Origin of the sequence: Flavobacterium chilense (genome assembly GCF_001602525.1) — a bacterium.
Classification (GTDB): Bacteria; Bacteroidota; Bacteroidia; order Flavobacteriales; family Flavobacteriaceae; genus Flavobacterium; species Flavobacterium chilense.
Genome location: NZ_LSYT01000007.1, coordinates 25,496 through 44,287, shown reverse-complemented (window position 1 = coordinate 44,287; position 18,792 = coordinate 25,496). Strand labels below are relative to the sequence as shown.

Below are 18,792 nucleotides of genomic sequence, written 5' to 3'. Positions count from 1 at the left end.
CACTATGAGCATCTTAACACAATATTTTAATACCAAATATAATACAGCACCTTTTTCGCAAATTAAAATCGAAGATTATTTTCCTGCTTTTCAGGAAGCTATTGCTTTGGCTAAAGCCGAAATTGATGCTATTGTAAACAATCCGGAAGCGCCAACTTTTGAAAACACTGTTGTTGCCATGGATTTTTCGGGCGATGTTTTAGATCGTCTTTCCAGTATTTTCTTCAATTTGAATTCGGCAGAGACCAATGATGAAATGCAGAAAATCGCTCAGGAAGTTTCGCCTTTATTATCTGAATTTGGAAATGACATTACGTTAAACGCTGCTTTGTTTGCTAAAATAAAAGCAGTTTACGATCAAAAAGAAACTCTTAACCTAAATCCGGAACAAACCACGCTTTTAGATAAAAAATACAAAAGCTTTTCAAGAAACGGAGCGAATTTACCAGAAGATAAAAAAGATCAGTTAAGAGAAATTGACAAGGAATTGTCAAAGTTAAGCTTACAATTTGGCGAAAATGTTCTGGCAGAAACCAATGCTTTTGAATTGCATTTAACAGATGAAAAAGATTTAGCCGGATTACCGGAAGGAACTATTGAAGCTGCAAGATTATTGGCTAAAAGTCAGGAAAAAGAAGGGTGGATTTTTACTTTAGATCATCCAAGTTATATTCCGTTTCTGACGTATGCAGACAATCGTGAATTACGTAAAAAAATGGCAATCGCTTTTGGAGCAAAAGCATTTCAGAATAACGAATTTGACAATCAGGAAAATGTATTAAAAATTGCCAAATTGCGTTTTGAAAGAGCCAATTTGTTAGGTTATAAAACACACGCTCATTTTGTTCTGGAAGAAAGAATGGCAGAAAGTCCGGAGAACGTTTTCTCTTTCTTAAATGATTTATTGGCAAAAGCTAAACCGGCAGCTCAAAAAGAATTTGCTGAATTAACCGCTTTCGCCAAAGAATTAGATGGAATCGAAGAATTAGAAAAATGGGATGGTGCTTATTATTCTGAAAAATTAAAACAACAGCTTTTTAATTTAGATGATGAAAAACTAAAACCTTATTTTCAATTAGAGAAAGTTTTAGAAGGCGCCTTTACTGTTGCCAAAAAATTATATGGATTAACTTTTACCGAAGTTTTTGATATTGATAAATACCACGAAGAAGTTTCGACCTACGAAGTAACAGACGCTGAAAACAATTTGGTTTCGATTTTTTACGCTGATTTCTTCCCGAGAAAAGGAAAAAGAAACGGTGCCTGGATGACTTCATTCAAATCGCAATCTATAAAAGACGGCGTAAACGAAAGACCACATATTTCGAATGTTTGTAATTTTACCAAGCCAACCGAAACAAAACCGTCTTTATTGACCTTTAATGAAGTAACTACTTTATTCCATGAGTTTGGTCATGGTTTACATGGAATGCTGGCGAACACCGTTTATCCTAGTTTATCCGGAACTTCTGTTTTCTGGGATTTTGTAGAATTACCAAGTCAGATTATGGAGAATTGGTGTTACGAACCGGAAGCTTTAGCTTTGTTTGCGAATCATTATGAAACCGGAGAAATTATCCCGATAGAATATGTTCAGAAAATTAAAGAAAGTGCGAGTTTCCAGGAAGGTATCGCTACTTTGCGTCAGTTAAGTTTCGGATTATTAGATATGGCATGGCACGGACAAGATCCAACCAATATTTCAGACCTAAAGGCTTTCGAAACAGAACAGTTTGCCAACACGCAATTGTATCCTGATGTAAAAGAAAATGCAATGAGTACGGCTTTTTCTCATATTTTTCAGGGCGGTTATTCATCCGGATATTACAGCTACAAATGGGCTGAGGTTCTGGATGCCGATGCTTTTGAATACTTTCAGGAAAAAGGAATCTTTAATCCTGAAGTTGCAGCAAAATTCAAAGACAATGTACTCTCAAAAGGAGGAACAGAACACCCAATGATTTTGTACAAACGTTTCAGAGGTCAGGAGCCAAAACCGGAAGCTTTATTAAAAAGAGCGGGATTGTTATAGACTTTTTTAGACTTCTTAGAATATTAGAAACCGAGGTAGAAATACTTCGGTTTTTTATTTGGTTTTACTTTAACTATCTTCGTGTTTTAAATCTTAATCTTACAAATATAAGCCGTGAAAAAATATTTCAAAATCTTACTTTACCTTGCAATTGTGGGACTGGCAGCAATACTTGTTGTAAATTGGTATGTTAAGTCTACAACCAAAACCCATATTTATTATTCACTTAAAAAGTTTCCAAAAAATGATGCCGGAATTATTTTTGGTGCCGGAATTAATGGAGATCAACCCAGTAAATATTTAAAAGACCGTCTTGATGCCGGAATTTTATTGTACAAAGCAAACCGAATCAATAAAATTTTACTTTCGGGAGATAATGGTCGTGATGAATATGATGAATTAACGGTAATGAAAAACTACTGTTTTAATCACGGCGTTGACACCACAAAGATATTTATTGATTATGCCGGATTTGACACTTATTCGACCATGTATCGCGCTAAATATATTTTCAAAATTAAAAAAGCTACTTTGATTTCTCAGGAATATCATTTGAACCGTGCTATTTACATCGGGCAAAAACTCGGAATTAAATCAGTTGGATATTCTGCCAATTCGGGCGAATATTTGGGTTATAAATATGTAACTTTTAGAGAATATGGTTCTGTTTTCAAAGCATTCTTAGATGTTTTAAGAAATAGGGAACCTCGTTTTTTAGGCGGAGAAATTAATATTAACGGAGAATCCAATTATTCTAAAGAAGATAAAAGATAGAAAACATCAAAATAAATATATCATATCGCTCTTCCGGAGCTTGCACCAAGTCATAATCCTTTTCCTGTAGATATTATGCTCCGCTGAGACAATCTAAAAAAACGGGCTGAATCATTTCTGAGACAGCCCGTTTTCTGGTAAAATAACTGAAAAGACAGAAACTCTTTTCTCTTTATTCTTAACTCTATTTTCTTTGTTCTTAACTCTACTTCTACTCTTTCTCTAAAACTCTTTTTGCTAATTTCCCAACAGTCAGTCCCTGTACTACGATTGAAAATAACACTACAATATAGGTTACTTCCAGAAGCAGGTTTTTATATTCTCCTTCAGGCATAGAAAGTACCAGCGCAATAGAAACTCCTCCCCGAATTCCTCCCCATACCAACACCATTAAAGAGCCTTTATTGTAGGCAGATTTGATCCCGAAAAACTTGAATATATCGAAGAATTTCCAGGGTAAAACTATAGAAGCAATTCTGGAGAATAACACTATAAAAATAGCGACAAAACCGGTTAATAATTGTTTATTCAAATCTGGTAACAACAACAATTCAAAGCCAATAAATAAGAACAAAATAGCATTTAGTATTTCATCAACAAGTTCCCAAAATTTCCCTAAATAGTCTTTTGTTACTTCACTCATGGCAACTTTTTTTCCGTAATTACCAATGATCAGTCCCGCAACAACCATTGCCAGTGGACTGGAAACATGAAGACTTTGAGCAATCAAAAATCCTCCCATTACAATAGAAAGTGTGATTAAAACTGAAACTTTATAATCATCAATTTTCTTCATCACCTTTGATGCTGTAAATCCAAAAACAGCTCCTAATAAAAGTCCGCCTATTCCTTCTTTCGCAAAAAGCCAGGCTATAGAACCAAAACTTAAATCAAATGTTGGATCAGTTGCCATTTTTAAAACAACTGCAAACATTACAACTGCTACTCCATCATTAAATAATGATTCACCAACGATTTTGGTTTCTATTCTTTTAGGAACTTTAGCTTCTTTTAAAACACCCAATACTACGATGGGATCAGTTGGAGAAATTAAGGTTCCAAAAACCAAACAAAATATATAAGGAATTTTTATTCCTAAAAGTGGGGCAATATTATAAAGCAGTACAGAAATGATTAAGGCCGATAATACTACACTTACTGTAGAATAAATCATAATGGGAACTTTTTGTTCTTTAAGATCAGACATATTTACATGTAGTGCACCTGCAAACAAAAGAAAATTCAACATTGCTCCCATTAAGATTTCGTTGAAATCAAATTCTTTTATCAATTCAAAAAAATGTTTTGTAGTAGCCGGAAAATAGGAATCTCCTAAAAGACGAATTCCTACTGAAACTAACATGGCAATAATCATTATTCCAATCGTTCCGGGAAGTTTTAAAAATCTTAGGTTTAAATAGGCGAAGAAAGAAGCCAATACTATGAGTATTGAAAAGGTGTAATATAGTTCCATAAAAAGTGATTTTTACAAAAATAAATTTCCATTATCTAATACAAAATTTCATTTCCTGAATTAACATAACTTTATAATTCATAAAAAAAAGCTTTATACTATTCTTAAAATTTTATAGTTTCCTCAAAACAGGACTTTAAAAAGATAAATAACAAATAGAAAACCGAGACATTACTATCTCGGTTTTCATTTAGTTTCAACATTATTTTACAAGCCAATTGTATTGCTACAAAAGTTTGTTGATAATCTCCAGCTGTTCCGGAAATTTTCTTTTAAGCGTTTCAATTTGTTCAGGAGTTGGAAGAAAGCTGTCTCTTTTATCCCAGGCAGGTGCAAGACTACAACTCGCTAAGGCATAATCCGGACCTGACAATTCAGCACCAAACCAATGATTGTGAGCTGCAATTCCTTGTAAGAATTGTCCCTGATCGAGATCACTTCCAAATGTTACAGTACTATACTCCCCTTCTTCTGAAAAAATATGAAGCCTGATCGCACTTCCCTGGTGAAAAAACCATTGTTCATCCTGATTTAGTGCATGCATTTTAAGCACTTCACCTTCTTTTAAAAGAAAATAATTAGTAGAGTATGCTTTTCTGCTACCAACAAATCGTTTCGGCAAAGCTTCTTCTGAGATTGTCAAATCGCTTTCTGTACCATGAGCCAAATAACCGCCAATTCCGGTTGGAAACATCTTTAACTTCTGAATCAATTGGTCTGCTTCACGATGCGCATCAGGAAATCGTTTAGAAAAACAAACCGTAATTCCTATGATTTCATTTCCGCCTTTTTTGCGTAAAAGTCCTTTTTGAGTAACAATTTCCAAATCGGCCATTGATCCGTCAGCTTCAGTAACCTGAATTGTTTCATAAAAATTCAGTAAAGGAACACCGCTTCTCATCACTTCCTGATCGTGAGCGACATGAGCGGCACGACTGTCTCTTGTACCAATAATATCTTCCTGTTTTTGCCCGACTAAGTCTGCAAAGTTTTTATTTACCCATAAAAAAACCGAATCGTGATTTTTTATACAAAAATAAACGCCATCTGTTTTGTCCAATACATCACCTACTGTCATTGGCGGTTTTGTATCTAATGGTGTACTATTAAAATCTATGAGTAATTCGCTTAATACCTGATCTTCCATAACGAACTAATTTGAAACAAAAGAATTAGAACTGGTTTTAATTTTGGTATGAGACTCATAATGCAGGTTATCTGCCAAATCCTGAGCCAGAGCAACCATTGTCATTGTTGGATTCCATGAACCACTTGCTGGCCAAAGTGCACCACCGGTAACATATACATTTTCTACTCCGTTTGGACGATAATCAAGTCCTACAACTCCCTCATCGTCTTTTCCAATCCAAAGACTGGAACCTTCATGAACTAATCCACCCACTCTGCGTTGATTAACAGGAGGACGTTCACTCATCCAGACACCTTCATCTGGATTTCCATGCCAGTATTCTACAGCCGTACTTCCTTTTGGAGACAGTGCATCTTCCAGCATTTGAAAAGTACCGTGATCCATAGTATCCCAGGTTTGCAAGTCAGTTTTACTGGCTATTGCCTGAAGTGTCACATTGGTTGTTGGATCAGATTGTCCGTTTGGACGCAGGTAATTATCCGGATTTCTAAAATCCATTTCTCCCAGAACTGCACATACAAATACCAAATAATCTTCAGAACTTGTAAGTTGCGCCATAGAAGCTGTAGCTACAACATCCGGCATATAGCGGGCTGCTTTTTGAGCATTTTTAACCGGATCTTTATCTGATAAAACCGAAAGCTGAACATGATACTGCATACCGCTTTCTGAATTTACTCCTGCCATATAAATTGCGGCAAGTTCCAGTTCACTTAACTGATTTGCAAAATCATAATCCTTGCGTGGAATACGTGCCACAATCGAAGTGATAAAATGTGCTGTAAAACGTTCTCCGGCTTTTTTAACCTGAGGAAAAGAATTTAAGATCAATGTTGTTGGAGGAAGTGTTCCCATAGCCAAAATTACTTTAGCATCACCAACGTTTACAACACCTCTCGAAGTTTCTAAAGCTGTAGCCACTCCATCTTGCTGATGAATGCGCTCCACAACACAATTAGCAACCATTTTTAACGGACTACCTTGTCCTTTTTTGCTTAAATCAGATTGTTTGATAGCCAGATCCAACATTACTGAAGGTGTAGAAAATTTAGCAAAATCTAAACCTTCCTGTACACCTGAACCAGCAGCCAATGGTGCAGCCATACTACGCGTTGCCGAAGTTACTTTGCCCAAATTAGAAGCCAGCATTTCCTGAAGTTCTGTTTGCAGGACTCCATAAACTGGACGCTGCAATGCAACGTGTTTTAAAACTGACGGATCTAAATCGCTGTCAATTTTGTCAGCAGGAACTACATTCAATAAAATTTCTGCCGATTTAAAATGCGCTTTTGCTGCATCTATGGTTTCTTGTGGCCAGTATTGCATTTCTTCCTGAGTTGGTCTCGGGCACCAGGCGCTCCACATAATACTTCTTCCTCCAAAAAAAGGAATCATTCCGTGTTGAAACTGGATATTTCCCGGTGGCTGTAATGCCGTTTTACTCGAAAGTGTCCACGGAAATGTTTCTGATAATCCACCCAGCACATGTTGATATGGAATAGGTAAATTCTGAAAATGCTCTGGCAGGAAAAAAGGTCCACGTTCTACAATTAAAATTTTAGACATTGGATTTTGAGCTAAAGTTCTTTCGGCAAAAGCCAAAGAACAAAAACCACTACCAATTATAATAAAATCAAAATGTTCTTGTTCTCTTGTAATTTTCCAATCTGTTTCTGAAAGAAAAAATATGTGATCCAAAACTTTCTGAGGTGTTGGATCTTGCGGTCCTGGCGTAGGAAAGCCATTCGCAAAATTAGGGCTTGATGAAAATGTGGTCATAATAGTTGTTTTTGGGTTATTTGTTTGAAATTATAATATTGTCTTAGCCTTTATAAAAAATAAGACAGATTGTTTTTTATCGAAATAGGATTCATTCGAATTAGAAACGAATAGTTCATTTTATTTGTTCTCTTTCACAAACTGTTCAAACTGTTTCAGTTTTAAAGCTTTTGTTTCTTCTATACGATTGTTTGTTTCGAGAGTCTTTTTATTGCTTTGTAACTTAGGTTTCGTTACCAATAAATAAGATTCAAAAACATGACTTAAATACAATGGCGATTTTCCTTTACGTATGGTATCAAAGTTTTTAGACTGATGACACGTAAAACAGTTTACCAAATTAGCGGCAGTGATTGCATGTACATCTTTTTTGAATGTTTGCGTATAAGTTTCCATCGTAATATTGGCCAAGTTCGAAGAACCTCTTGCTAATGAATCCGGTAAAACACTTGATATTTTACTTTTTACAATGGTTTTTGCCTGTTGAACAGGAGATAATCCGTCAGTGTTTAACCAAATCGATCCGTTATAGAAATAATTTCTAAAAACATCTTTTAGTTTAGAAGCTACACACTTATTGATGTTATCTATGTTATCAAAATTGGCAGGTTCAGCCTGGCTTGTTTTCATATATTCATTAGACGTTAACACCTTTGGCACTCCATATTCATACAAAACAAAGGCTTTGTTTGGCACTAATGGTTTATTGTTATCATAGTTGATTCCTCCTAATCCCGAAGTTTTTCCTTTTTCATAAAAAAGTTTTTCAGTAGCAGAATCTACAGAGTTATCTTTCCAGTTATAAACCGGTGCCATATCCTGATGTTCAAAAGTTGCCCAAATAAATTCAGGATGGTTTTTTACAACCCCAACAACGTGCATTCCTAATAATGCTACAGATTTAGACTCATATTGTCCTTTACTGTTTTTAACAGCGGCTTTGGTAACAAAATAACCTGCAATTTTTTCTTTTGGAATAGCTGTTGTACTAATCCAGGACACTTTTAATTCAAGTGCACCAACAGGAAAAGTTTCTAAATTATCCGGAAGAATTTCTCCGCTATTGATCTTAGTTGCTGCCAGGATTGCTTTATCGTATAATATCTTATTAACATGAATAGAGTAAAATACTGTATCTCCTGCTTTTTTTCCGGGAACAACTTTTGGATTAGAAACCAAAACACCTTCAGGACCAGCCTGATTGATGGAGCTTAATACTAACTTTAATCCTAATTGCGGACTTACAGGCGCCATTTCAGGACTTACTACAGTAAGAGAATCTAAGAACAAAGGATTTCCGTTTGCTAAAGGTTTTGTTAACCACAGAAATTTTTGCCAGGACCATTGATGAAAAATACAATTTGTGGTATTTGAAGAATCAAACGGACTTCCATCGCCTTCTTTTGGAGCGGGAGTTTGTGTATGAGGAAACCAGCTATCCTCACAATTACAAGATTCAGTTGTATTTTTAGCATAACCGGAAGAAACTCCAACTTTTTCCATTATTTTTTCTTTATTCAAAAAAAATATTGAGGTCGCTGCTATTATAAAAACAACTAATAAACTAATAATTATAGGTTTTCTTTTCATTTTGTTTTTGATGGTTAATTATTGGGAAACTGAATTGAGGTCGATTAAATCGAAATTTGAAGTATTTCTCAGAAAAAAAATCTAACAAAAAAGGCCGCCTGTAAAGACGAGCCTTTTAAATCAGAATTGCTTTAGAGAGAATTTAGTTTTTAAACTAATTCGCTTTTAAGTTCTTTAGCTGCCTTTACTGGTACATTTTCAACATTGTGTCTCCAGTAAGAGAAACCACCTGTTCCGTTCCATTCATTGTCGATAGCTAAATGAGCATCAAACTCAGCTAAAAAAGCACCAATTGCAGGAGGTGGGAAAGACTGAACATATTCTCCCTGAAGACTAACAACTTTTGTAAAATTTCCAAAACCGGTAGCATAAATTCTACCTTTTACAGGAACTACAATATGACTATCAGGACCATTTACAGCCTGAGTAATTACTACTGTACCAGAAACAGAATTTTGTGATGGTACAACAACTAAACTAAATGTTGCGATTGGAGCACCTGGTGTTCCAACATTTCCAATTGTGCCTTTTGCTAAATAAGCACCTGCTAATAAATCTGCCATAACTTTGTGATTTAGGTTTCCTACTCGTAAGGCTTTTCGGTACCGCCTCGTTTTTTTTAGTGGGTTCTGCTCCACTTACTTGATTTGTCATTTTATTATTCAAACATTTCAGAAAACATTTTAAATAATAGTTGGGGTTATTTCTACATCAAAACTATAGCAGATAAGTAGACATAATAGAAAAAATGATATAAGATGGACATAATTAGGTATGAAACAATTAAAGAACAGCACTAAATAATTCGACACGTAAAAACCCCTGCTGAAGAAAAAAAGAAATAACTTTCAATTATTTTTGAAAGTTTAAAAACTTTTAATTACATTTGACTTATGGAATTCAAAGAAGCAAAAAACAAGTTTGTACAAACCTGGGGAGCATTAGGCTCTCAATGGGGAATTAATAAAACCATGGCACAAATCCATGCATTATTAATGGTCTCAAACGAAGCTGTTTCTATGGAAGATATTATGGAAGAATTACAGATTTCCCGTGGTAATGCCAGCATGAACCTAAGAGCTTTAATGGATTGGGGAATTGTTTACAAAGAATTTAAAGTTGGAGAACGCAGAGAATTTTTTACTGCCGAAAAAGATCTGGACGAATTAGCTGTTAAAATTTCAAGAGAAAGAAGCAAAAGAGAAATTAAACCTGCACTTAAAATCTTAAAAGAAGTTTCGACAATTGAAGCAAAAGATTCTGCTGAAGAAAAACACTTTGTAGATCAGACTTCTAAATTATACGATTTTGTTTTAAAGGCTGATAATATGTTAGACAAAATGACTGAGTTTAATGATAACTGGTTGGGAAAACTGGTCATCAAAATGATGAAATAAAATACTGAACTAAAAAAATTTAACTCAAACTTTCATTTTTTTCTGAAAGTTTAAAAAATTAAAAACAATAACCATGGATTTCTTAAAAGCAGAATGGAAAAATTTAGCCTTATTTAATTATCAGATTGATAGAGATGTTTTAGAAAAATATGTTCCTGCGGGAACCGAAATAGATATCTGGAACAACAAATGTTATGTAAGCCTGGTGGGTTTTATGTTTAAAAATACCAAAGTTCTAGGATTGAAAGTTCCGTTTCATATCAATTTTGAAGAGGTTAATTTAAGATTCTATGTAAAACGTTTTGAAAACGGCGAATGGAAACGCGGAGTAGTTTTCATCAAAGAAATTGTTCCTAAAAAAGCCATCACTTTTATTGCCAATACTTTGTATCAGGAACATTATGAAACCCAGAAAATGAGACATGAAATCATTGAAAACGAAAACAGCAATACTTTTATTTATCAATGGAAGAATGATAAAGAATGGAATACAATTGAAATTGAAACCAAAAATAGCTTAAATAAAATCGATATTGATTCTGAAGCTGAATTCATTACAGAACATTATTTTGGATATACAAAAATAGACGAAACAACAACTTTTGAATACGAGGTGACACATCCAAGGTGGGAACAATTAGAAGTTTTGAACCATAAAATCGATATTGATTTCGAAAAAAATTATGGACGTGATTTTGGATTTCTTCAAACTCAAAAACCAACTTCAGTTTTCTTAGCTGAAGGATCAAAAATTACGGTTAAAAACAAAAGAAAAATTGAGCTGATTCCAGTCTTAGAAGAAATGTATTAAAAACCAATAAACCAAACAGTCATGAATTTCAATATCATTGGATATTTTATATATCTCGGCATTACGATTTTCATCATTCTAAAAGTTGGAAAAATCTGCTATAAAAACGGAAATATTTACGTTGCAGATTTAATCCCAAATCACGCGGATATTTGTCAAAAAATAAATCAGGTTTTGCTTTTGGCTTACTATCTTTTAAACATTGGTTACTGTGCCATGACATTGATTTCCTGGCAAAAAATCGTTTCGTTTTCTCAATTGATAGAAACCATCGGAATCAAAACATCCATTATTGTATTCATCATTTCGATATTACATTACCTCAACATATTCATCATAACCAAATACATTCAAAAATTAATCAAATAACAACTAAAATTCAAATATTATGGAAACTACAAAAATCTTAATCGGTTACGGAATTTATTTACCAGTCGCTTTATTTTTAACTTATTATGTTTCTAAAACACTTTTCAAAAACGGAAAAATATTTATGCTTGACATTTTTAAAGGCCGAGAAGAAATCGCTGAAGCAACCAACAAACTATTTGAAACGGGATTCTATCTTTTAAATATTGGTTTTGCCTTAATGATTTTGGAACTGCAATTAAACAAAGACAGTTATCAAGAATTAATTGAAAGATTAAGTTATAAAATTGGAGGATTTTCTATTTATCTTGGCATCATGTTGTTCTTCAATTTATATTTCTTTTTTAGAGGAAAAAGAAAAGCTAAAGAAGCGCAACGAGAAGAAAGATTAGTTTTTAAAGCTTAATTTGATTCAGAAACCCGACAGGTTTTATCACGAGGCTTCGGGACTGTCGGGTTTTAAAAAAAAACCTAAATCATAAAAAAATGACACATCAGGAAATACTCAAAAAGGTAGAATGGAAAGATTTAAAAAATCTCACTTTCAAAGAAATGCTGATTGAAAACAATTTGACCATTCCGTGGTTTTTAATTTCTATGACGCTGGCTTATTTTGGATATTATTTATTTGCTCTGCCTTTTTCAGCTTTTTTCTTTTTAGCCGGATTACGACAAGTTCATAATGGATTTCATAATTCATTAGGAACAAATAAATTTTTAACGTGGTTTACTTTGTATACGAACAGTATTTTATTGATGGTTTCAATTCATGCTGTCAAATTCAATCATATTCGTCACCATAAATATTGTTTGTCTGAAGAAGATTATGAAGGAAAATCAGCTCGTATGACTTGGTACGGCGCTATACTTTATGGTCCAATTCATATGTTTTTGATTCATAAAGTTACCTTACAGAAAGGAAATAGAAATTATGTCAAGAATGTAATTTTAGAATTAGTTTCTATTGCGATTGTAACATTCCTTATTTTTTATTTTCAAATTCATTTTTTGATTTATCACATAATAATTATGGTTTTCGCCGAATTTCTAATGGCTTTCTTTGCAGTTTGGACGGTTCATCATGACACAGAAGAATCACCAGAATTTGCCAGAACGCAACGAGGGAATTGGAAAAACAAAATGACTTTTAGTATGTTTTATCATTTAGAACATCATTTATTCCCAGCAGTTCCCACGATTAAACTTCCGGAACTGGCTAGAAGAATTGATGAAGCACTTCCTAATATCGAGAAAAAGAATATTTTTTAATTGACAAATAATGTTCGCCACGAATTTAAAAAATTACTTTACAATAAAAATCCGTGAATTATTGACTTTGAAATTACACCAATGAAAAAACTCATAATCGCAGCAGGAACAGGTTTTCTAGGACACGTTTTAGTTAATCATTTCAAAGATAAATTTGATGAAATTGTAATTCTGACACGAGGAAAATCACAATCCGTTGACGGAATTAAATATGTAAACTGGAATGCCCGAACTTTTTCGGGCTGGGAAAAGGAATTAGAAAACGCAACCGTTCTAATCAATCTCACAGGAAAATCTGTTGATTGCCGTTATACCAAAAAGAACAAAAAAGAAATTTTATGGTCCAGAATTGAAAGTACCAAAATTTTAAATAAAGCGGTTCTAAATTGTAAAAATCCGCCGAAACATTGGCTGAATTCATCTACAGCAACAATTTATAGATTTTCATTAGACAAACAAATGGATGAAACTGAGGGTGAAATTGGAAATGATTTTTCTATAAATGTGGCGCTTTCGTGGGAAAAAGCATTCTTTAAAACCCAAACGCCAAATACCTTAAAAACAGCTTTGCGAACTTCAATTGTTTTAGGAAAAAATGGAGGCGCTTTAATTCCGTTAAAGACTTTGGCAAAAATAGGATTTGGAGGAAAACAAGGAAAAGGAAATCAGTTTATCAGCTGGATTCACGAGGAAGATTTTGCGAATGCGGTTGATCTTATCATCAAAAAAGAAATTACCGGAGTTATAAATGTAGTTTCTCCTAAGCCCATAAGTAATCTAGATTTCATGAAAAAGCTTAGAAAAGCTGTTGGTTTTCCATTTGGAATTCCATTGAATCAATTTTTCCTTGAAATTGGATCTTTCTTCATTCGGACAGAAACTGAATTGGTTTTGAAAAGCAGAAATGTAATTCCGAAAAGACTTTTGGATAATGGATTTGAATTTAAGTTTGGGGATATTGATAAAGCTTTTAAAAACTTACTAAGAAAATGAATGCTATTTTTCTCTTAAGACATTGGATTTTTACATTATTGTTGGGAACAATCATCTTTTCAATAATAAATGGATATAGTGCTAATTGGAGCTCAAGAAATTTTTCTGATTTTTTTCAACTATATCCATTTATGGTAATTATAGGATTACTTCTCTCCTTACCAACTTATCTTTTATATATTTTCATTACTACTGTTTTAAAAAACAAAAACATAAAAATAGTTCATGAAAAAACAATATTAATCATATTCGTAATAAGCGGAGTTTTTATAACTACAGCACTTATAAATGGAACTGTGTGGTTTGACCTTGCGATTTCGTATTCACTTTCAACTATTATTGCAACATTCTTTTTTACAATGCATTTTAAAAATGATAAGGGATAGGTATAGCAATATCTTGTACTAATTAATAAATATTTCACCCTGCTGGGGCTCGACAATTTTTACTGCATATTTCTACAAATATATCGTCCCTCTGGGACTTGAATTTACCCGTCAAAAATTCTTATGTATTATTCCGGCGGAGTAAAATATTCTAACTAATTATGACAACAATAAATCTCACCACAAAAATAAAAGCATCAAAACAAATCGTCTTTGATGTTTCACGAGACATAGACATTCATCAACAATCAGCGAGTAAGACTAGTGAAGTGGCTATTGCCGGAATAACTTCTGGCTTGATTAATTTAAACGAAACGGTAACCTGGCGTGGTAAACATTTCGGATTTTATCTCACACACAAAAGCCGAATTACAGCAATGAATTTCTACGATTATTTTGTGGATGAAATGGAACGAGGCAAATTTAAATCTTTCAGACATGAGCATGTTTTTGAAGAAAAAAACGGCTTTACAATCATGAAAGACAAATTGCAATATGAAACGCCATTCGGAATTTTTGGGGAACTTTTTGATATTTTATTTTTAGAAAAACACCTTACAAATTTTCTCTTGGAAAGAAATAAAATTTTGAAAGAAGTTTCAGAAAAACAATCTTAAATAAATTTCTTACTTTTATAAGTAATCTCAGTATTTAATTTAAAATCAAACTTATGACAATAAAGACTAAAATTTTAACTGTATTATTTTTTATGATGGTTTGCATAGGTTTTGCGCAAAGTAATTGTAAAAACTTAAAAGGTTGTGAACGAAAATTATGCGAGTTAAACACCAAATTAATTGCAGCAAAAAAAGCCGGTAATCAAAACCAAATAAAAGGGGTTGAAGAAGCGATAGCGAAAACCAAAAAAAATTGTACAACAAAAACAGTTACAACTGACCTTGACAAAAAGGTTAAAGAAAAACAGCAAAAGTTTAAAGAAAGAACTGATGATTTAAATAAAGCAATTAAAAATCAGGAGAGTAAAGAAAAAATTGACAAGAAAAGAAAAAAACTGGATGAAGCCAAAGCAGATTTAAATAAAGCGTTGGCAGAACAAAAAACAAAGTAATTACTTGGTTTCCTTTTATAAAAAACCCGATGCTGATACATCGGGTTTTCTTTATACAATGATTTTTTACAGTTATTTTTTTTGAATAGAGGTAAATTTAAAGAGTACTAAGACCTTTTTAATGGTTTGAGGTAATTAAACCATTTATTGATTCAGCCTGTAATGCCAGCAATAATTTCTGCGTTTTTGAGGTAGTAACTGTAATTGTAATATTGCCATCTTCAGACATATCAAAACTATTTGTTGTATTTTCCGGACTCAAATAAAATGGCCAGACAGAGGTCAATAAATTGGTTTTTAAAAAGAATAAAGTTTTTAAATCATACTTTCCAAAAATTTGAATTTCGAGAGTCATCCCGGAGGCAACTAACAAACCATTCGTTACCCAATTTAAAATTCCGTTGGTACCAAACAACTCATCCCAGGTTACAAGATTACTTCCTGTTTTCCAGGTGCTCTTATCCTGATAAGCTTTAACAAAAGCGCCCTGAGTAAACCACCCGCCTAATTGTGTAGAAATATGAGCGATCTTATCAAAGTGTAATTTGAAAACAAATCTTGAATTCTCTGCCGTTTCATTAAAATTTAAAAAAGGCTGAAAAACCAAAAAACTAGGATAAGATGGAAATAATTCTTTTGGCGGACTTGGATAATTAGAGGAATCAAAAGTAAAATCAAATGACGATCCGCCTGATAATCCAGTAGTAATTTCGGCAGAATTTGGTTTGAATATTGGCTTTTTGGTTGTACTACAGTTTAACCAATAGCTTTCATTTGCATAATTTTTTTTTGCCAGATCACTTATAAAAGTTTTTTCCTGAGCATCAAGTAATTTACCATAAGTTGTACTAAAAAGAGGACTCTGATCATTTGTATTAGCAATAAATGTATCATTAGGTACAATATCAAATAAACTAAACAAATCACAATCATTTGAAGGAAGCATTGGAACAACAGGAAACCATCTCAAACTTGAAGAATCTAAAGTAAGACTCGATACAATTTTTTTAATAATTAATTCTTCATAAATATTTATCATAACTAGATAGTATTAAATTAATGTAAAAACTGTTTGCGAATGAACTTCCTGATCAAATATCGAAATCTATTTTTTACAATTTCAGACAATTGAAAATTGAAGTTCAATTAAAAAAAGAGAACACAGAATCAACTGTGCTCTCTATAGTTTTACTTTTTAAATAAAATTAGATTAATCTGGAAGCTGATGGCCCTTCGATAGCAAGTTTAGTTGGAATAACTCCCATTCCTAAAATTTGCAAACTTCCCGGTTTACAAGTAATTGTTGTAGTAATGTATCCCTCTGAATCATGTGTGTGAGTTTGGGTTACAGTAGAACTAGAGTGAGAAGTATAAAAAGGCCACACATTTGTATCTTTACTGGTTACGATTTGTTGATATTCTGATTCAGAATAAGTAGCATAAGAAGTAGTAGTGATTGTATATCCGTTTACCAAAAGCACTTGATTTGCGATATTTTGGCATGAACCCTGAGGTCCAAAAACCCTATCCCAATCAGCCTGTCCCTGAAGCCATTTATTAGGATCTTTGTATTGGTTTGTAAAAAAGCCCTGAGTAAACCATCCACCGGCACGTACTTGTAAAAAAGCGTACTTATCAATAGTAACATTTACAGTAATTCTGGAAGAAGATGCTTTTTGGTTTAATTGTGTAGAAACTGAGCTTGAAGAAGTTCCCCAGAAACCAACTCCTGCAGAACCTGTACTTTTGGCCCATGAAGAGTCAATATTGGTATCAGCAGTTGCAGAATCAAAAATGATATTAGCTGATGAACCATTATTTACCTGATTGTATAAATCTGCAAAATTTGGAGCATAAATTGGATCTACGGCAACATTCCCGTCCACCCAATATTTTTCATTAACATAATTATCCTGTGCCAGTTTGCTTAAAAAACTTGGTTTTGCATCACTAATAACAATTTGCATATTACCATTTAATCCATTAATTGGGTTACTGGTGTATAATGTTGAAACTGATACTGGTGGGATTCCATCAACAAAATTATACACTCCGGATGCATCTGTCTGAACAGGTAAAACTCCCTGAATCATTTGAAACTGTTTGTCACTCAAATGCAAAGCTTCGCAAAGGGTATTGTATAATCCTGCGGTAGAATTTGGTAGCGATGCATCTCCTGTTTCTTTCTGAGTTGAAGTCAATACTTGACTATGATTATTTTCCATGACATTGTTTGTTTAGTTTTCTTACTCATAAGGCTTTTCAGATCCGCCTCGTTTTTTTAAGTGGGGTCTGCTCCACTTTTTTGATTTACTTTTTTTAGAACATTTCAATAAAAAGTATTTTCAAGTCATGTAAAAAACTCGAAATCAAAGTTTTAAAAAACATTCCAAAAACAAATACTGAAAATAATTTTAGCTAGCTTTTACTTCTTTTCTCTACCAAAACTATATCAGACATTTGAGTTTCATCAAAAAAATGCTACAGGAAAACGATTCTTTGTCATGAAACAAAGAAAATGAGTCATAAGATTATTCTTAAAATATATTTTTTAAAGAAAAATGCTATAATGAAGGAATAAAAAAAGTACAAATATTTAAAAATGAACACCTTACAAAAACAAAACAAGAGACATATTCAGTAAAAAAATCAAAAATATTTAGAAAAACTTCTTATGAAGATTAAAGAAATTTAGAAAAACACCATCATTAGCCACCAGAAAATGGGTACACTTTCTACCCAAAAAGAAGTATAATACTTAGAGCGCTCCTGATTGGCAAATAATATAAACAACATCAACATCACAACCATAATAAGATTTATAATGAGGTCATGAATACTAAAGGTTAAAATACCAACGATCCAAAACGGAACTAAAAGCAAGAATCCTAAAATTTTTGTTCGTTTTACACCTATGGTTTGTGGTACTGTTTTTAAATGCGGATCATCATTAGCCAAATCTAAAATCTCAAAAACTAAAATCAAAACAAAAACCAGGACAAAACGCTGAATACATTTGATAAAAAAGTTAGCAGTAAACGGAATTTCGGCATTTATATACGGCAGGACCAAAGTGGCCCCAACCCAGCAAAGTGCAACAATATAAATTTTAACGCCAGCCCAGTTCCTGGCATTTTTACGATTTGGAAAAAACGGAAGTGTATACAATGCCGTAACTGCAAATATGGCAAACGAAACAATTTGAGTAATTCGTTTTAACTGAAAAAAATAATATCCTGCTGCAAACAATGAAATAAAACTTAGTACAGCAATAATTTTTAACTGATTGCCAACCGGTTTTCTTTTAACACGAACCAAAGCATCATATTTTACAAAATTATAGCCTATAATTGTTCCAAAAAAAACAAACAAAGCCATTGGCTCATCATATTGAATATGAAAAAAATAAAACGTTATCCTAACCAAAGCATAACATGATAAAGCCACGTGAATGCTGCTGTTTAAATAAAAATCGAAAATTTGTTTTAGAAGCTTCATCCCTCAAATCTAATCAATTGGTAACAAATCAACTCTTTAGTTATAAAATTGATAAAAATTGAAGTTAAAAATACCTATTAAATTATTAATAATACTTAATTTTGCGCCACAAAAAAACAACACATTTACTATAAAATGTAATAAACCTTGTGTAGCATGAGATTAACTCAAATAAAAACACCCGGCAAATTACTTTTGATC

The 18,792-nt window shown here is 33.0% G+C and carries 18 protein-coding genes and 1 pseudogene; 11 read left to right on the top strand and 8 right to left on the bottom strand.

Annotated features, from left to right (window positions below; translation table 11 throughout):
* Positions 1-4: 4 nt before the first annotated feature.
* Both A4F88_RS16490 and A4F88_RS16485 read left to right on the top strand, forming a co-directional pair.
* A complete protein-coding gene (locus A4F88_RS16490) occupies positions 5-2,032 on the top strand; it encodes a M3 family metallopeptidase (protein ID WP_068843753.1) in 2,028 nt (675 codons plus the stop codon).
* Between the two features lie 114 nt (positions 2,033-2,146).
* Entirely contained in the window at positions 2,147-2,806 is a 660-nt protein-coding gene (locus A4F88_RS16485) for a SanA/YdcF family protein (protein WP_068843752.1), read from the top strand.
* Between the two features lie 158 nt (positions 2,807-2,964).
* Here the strand turns inward: A4F88_RS16485 and A4F88_RS16480 are convergent.
* From A4F88_RS16480 to A4F88_RS16460, 5 genes and pseudogenes are all read right to left on the bottom strand, one after another.
* Positions 2,965-4,280: pseudogene (locus A4F88_RS16480) on the bottom strand (cation:proton antiporter); the annotation flags it as partial.
* Positions 4,281-4,506: 226 nt separating this feature from the next.
* Positions 4,507-5,427 carry a cupin domain-containing protein gene (locus tag A4F88_RS16475; RefSeq protein WP_068843750.1) on the bottom strand — a complete coding sequence of 307 codons (921 nt, stop codon included), beginning with the start codon at positions 5,425-5,427 and terminating at the stop codon, positions 4,507-4,509.
* Between the two features lie 6 nt (positions 5,428-5,433).
* Complete coding sequence (locus A4F88_RS16470; protein WP_068843749.1) at positions 5,434-7,209, bottom strand: GMC oxidoreductase; 1,776 nt, start codon at positions 7,207-7,209, stop codon at positions 5,434-5,436.
* Between the two features lie 120 nt (positions 7,210-7,329).
* Positions 7,330-8,712: a hypothetical protein gene (locus tag A4F88_RS16465; RefSeq protein WP_068843748.1), complete on the bottom strand. Its 1,383-nt coding sequence runs from the start codon at positions 8,710-8,712 to the stop codon at positions 7,330-7,332.
* 236 nt (positions 8,713-8,948) lie between these two features.
* The gene (locus A4F88_RS16460) at positions 8,949-9,362 is read right to left on the bottom strand and encodes a DUF1842 domain-containing protein (protein ID WP_068843747.1); all 414 of its coding nucleotides are present in this window, start codon (positions 9,360-9,362) and stop codon (positions 8,949-8,951) included.
* Positions 9,363-9,692: 330 nt separating this feature from the next.
* Between A4F88_RS16460 and A4F88_RS16455 the strand changes: the two genes are divergently transcribed.
* The 9 genes from A4F88_RS16455 to A4F88_RS16415 all read left to right on the top strand — a co-directional run bounded on the left by A4F88_RS16455 (position 9,693) and on the right by A4F88_RS16415 (position 15,093).
* Entirely contained in the window at positions 9,693-10,196 is a 504-nt protein-coding gene (locus tag A4F88_RS16455; RefSeq protein ID WP_068843746.1) for a GbsR/MarR family transcriptional regulator, read from the top strand.
* Between the two features lie 73 nt (positions 10,197-10,269).
* Positions 10,270-11,007 carry a YqjF family protein gene (locus A4F88_RS16450; protein ID WP_068843745.1) on the top strand — a complete coding sequence of 246 codons (738 nt, stop codon included), beginning with the start codon at positions 10,270-10,272 and terminating at the stop codon, positions 11,005-11,007.
* A 21-nt stretch (positions 11,008-11,028) separates the two neighbouring features.
* Positions 11,029-11,376: a hypothetical protein gene (locus A4F88_RS16445; RefSeq protein ID WP_068843744.1), complete on the top strand. Its 348-nt coding sequence runs from the start codon at positions 11,029-11,031 to the stop codon at positions 11,374-11,376.
* A gap of 19 nt (positions 11,377-11,395) precedes the next feature.
* Positions 11,396-11,782 (top strand): hypothetical protein, encoded by a 387-nt coding sequence (locus tag A4F88_RS16440; RefSeq protein WP_068843743.1) that lies wholly within the window; start codon positions 11,396-11,398, stop codon positions 11,780-11,782.
* A gap of 80 nt (positions 11,783-11,862) precedes the next feature.
* Positions 11,863-12,645, top strand: a complete 783-nt coding sequence (locus A4F88_RS16435) for a fatty acid desaturase family protein (RefSeq protein WP_068843742.1) — start codon at positions 11,863-11,865, stop codon at positions 12,643-12,645.
* A gap of 81 nt (positions 12,646-12,726) precedes the next feature.
* A complete protein-coding gene (locus A4F88_RS16430) occupies positions 12,727-13,638 on the top strand; it encodes a TIGR01777 family oxidoreductase (RefSeq protein WP_068843741.1) in 912 nt (303 codons plus the stop codon).
* Positions 13,635-14,024 (top strand): hypothetical protein, encoded by a 390-nt coding sequence (locus tag A4F88_RS16425; RefSeq protein ID WP_068843740.1) that lies wholly within the window; start codon positions 13,635-13,637, stop codon positions 14,022-14,024. Before A4F88_RS16430 ends, A4F88_RS16425 begins: the two co-directional genes overlap by 4 nt.
* Positions 14,025-14,185: 161 nt before the next feature.
* Positions 14,186-14,641: an SRPBCC family protein gene (locus A4F88_RS16420; RefSeq protein ID WP_068843739.1), complete on the top strand. Its 456-nt coding sequence runs from the start codon at positions 14,186-14,188 to the stop codon at positions 14,639-14,641.
* A gap of 53 nt (positions 14,642-14,694) precedes the next feature.
* The gene (locus A4F88_RS16415; protein WP_082815793.1) at positions 14,695-15,093 is read left to right on the top strand and encodes a DUF1090 family protein; all 399 of its coding nucleotides are present in this window, start codon (positions 14,695-14,697) and stop codon (positions 15,091-15,093) included.
* Between the two features lie 118 nt (positions 15,094-15,211).
* On the opposite strand, the gene A4F88_RS16410 is transcribed toward A4F88_RS16415, so the two are convergent.
* The 3 genes from A4F88_RS16410 to A4F88_RS16400 form a co-directional block, all read right to left on the bottom strand.
* On the bottom strand, positions 15,212-16,132 hold the full coding sequence (locus A4F88_RS16410; protein ID WP_068843738.1) for a hypothetical protein: 921 nt from the start codon (positions 16,130-16,132) through the stop codon (positions 15,212-15,214).
* A gap of 166 nt (positions 16,133-16,298) precedes the next feature.
* Positions 16,299-17,318 carry a hypothetical protein gene (locus tag A4F88_RS16405; protein WP_068843737.1) on the bottom strand — a complete coding sequence of 340 codons (1,020 nt, stop codon included), beginning with the start codon at positions 17,316-17,318 and terminating at the stop codon, positions 16,299-16,301.
* A gap of 466 nt (positions 17,319-17,784) precedes the next feature.
* The gene (locus A4F88_RS16400; RefSeq protein WP_068843736.1) at positions 17,785-18,591 is read right to left on the bottom strand and encodes a UbiA prenyltransferase family protein; all 807 of its coding nucleotides are present in this window, start codon (positions 18,589-18,591) and stop codon (positions 17,785-17,787) included.
* Between the last annotated feature and the right edge of the window lie 201 nt (positions 18,592-18,792).

Bases quoted from the DNA above. Each gene is read 5' to 3' on its own strand.
- A4F88_RS16490 (WP_068843753.1), top strand. From the start codon at position 5: ATGAGCATCTTAACACAATATTTTAATACCAAATATAATACAGCACCT.
- A4F88_RS16475 (WP_068843750.1), bottom strand. From the start codon at position 5,427: ATGGAAGATCAGGTATTAAGCGAATTACTCATAGATTTTAATAGTACA.
- A4F88_RS16470 (WP_068843749.1), bottom strand. From the start codon at position 7,209: ATGACCACATTTTCATCAAGCCCTAATTTTGCGAATGGCTTTCCTACG.
- A4F88_RS16465 (WP_068843748.1), bottom strand. From the start codon at position 8,712: ATGGAAAAAGTTGGAGTTTCTTCCGGTTATGCTAAAAATACAACTGAA.
- A4F88_RS16460 (WP_068843747.1), bottom strand. From the start codon at position 9,362: ATGGCAGATTTATTAGCAGGTGCTTATTTAGCAAAAGGCACAATTGGA.
- A4F88_RS16455 (WP_068843746.1), top strand. From the start codon at position 9,693: ATGGAATTCAAAGAAGCAAAAAACAAGTTTGTACAAACCTGGGGAGCA.
- A4F88_RS16450 (WP_068843745.1), top strand. From the start codon at position 10,270: ATGGATTTCTTAAAAGCAGAATGGAAAAATTTAGCCTTATTTAATTAT.
- A4F88_RS16445 (WP_068843744.1), top strand. From the start codon at position 11,029: ATGAATTTCAATATCATTGGATATTTTATATATCTCGGCATTACGATT.
- A4F88_RS16440 (WP_068843743.1), top strand. From the start codon at position 11,396: ATGGAAACTACAAAAATCTTAATCGGTTACGGAATTTATTTACCAGTC.
- A4F88_RS16435 (WP_068843742.1), top strand. From the start codon at position 11,863: ATGACACATCAGGAAATACTCAAAAAGGTAGAATGGAAAGATTTAAAA.
- A4F88_RS16430 (WP_068843741.1), top strand. From the start codon at position 12,727: ATGAAAAAACTCATAATCGCAGCAGGAACAGGTTTTCTAGGACACGTT.
- A4F88_RS16425 (WP_068843740.1), top strand. From the start codon at position 13,635: ATGAATGCTATTTTTCTCTTAAGACATTGGATTTTTACATTATTGTTG.
- A4F88_RS16420 (WP_068843739.1), top strand. From the start codon at position 14,186: ATGACAACAATAAATCTCACCACAAAAATAAAAGCATCAAAACAAATC.
- A4F88_RS16415 (WP_082815793.1), top strand. From the start codon at position 14,695: ATGACAATAAAGACTAAAATTTTAACTGTATTATTTTTTATGATGGTT.
- A4F88_RS16410 (WP_068843738.1), bottom strand. From the start codon at position 16,132: ATGATAAATATTTATGAAGAATTAATTATTAAAAAAATTGTATCGAGT.
- A4F88_RS16405 (WP_068843737.1), bottom strand. From the start codon at position 17,318: ATGGAAAATAATCATAGTCAAGTATTGACTTCAACTCAGAAAGAAACA.
- A4F88_RS16400 (WP_068843736.1), bottom strand. From the start codon at position 18,591: ATGAAGCTTCTAAAACAAATTTTCGATTTTTATTTAAACAGCAGCATT.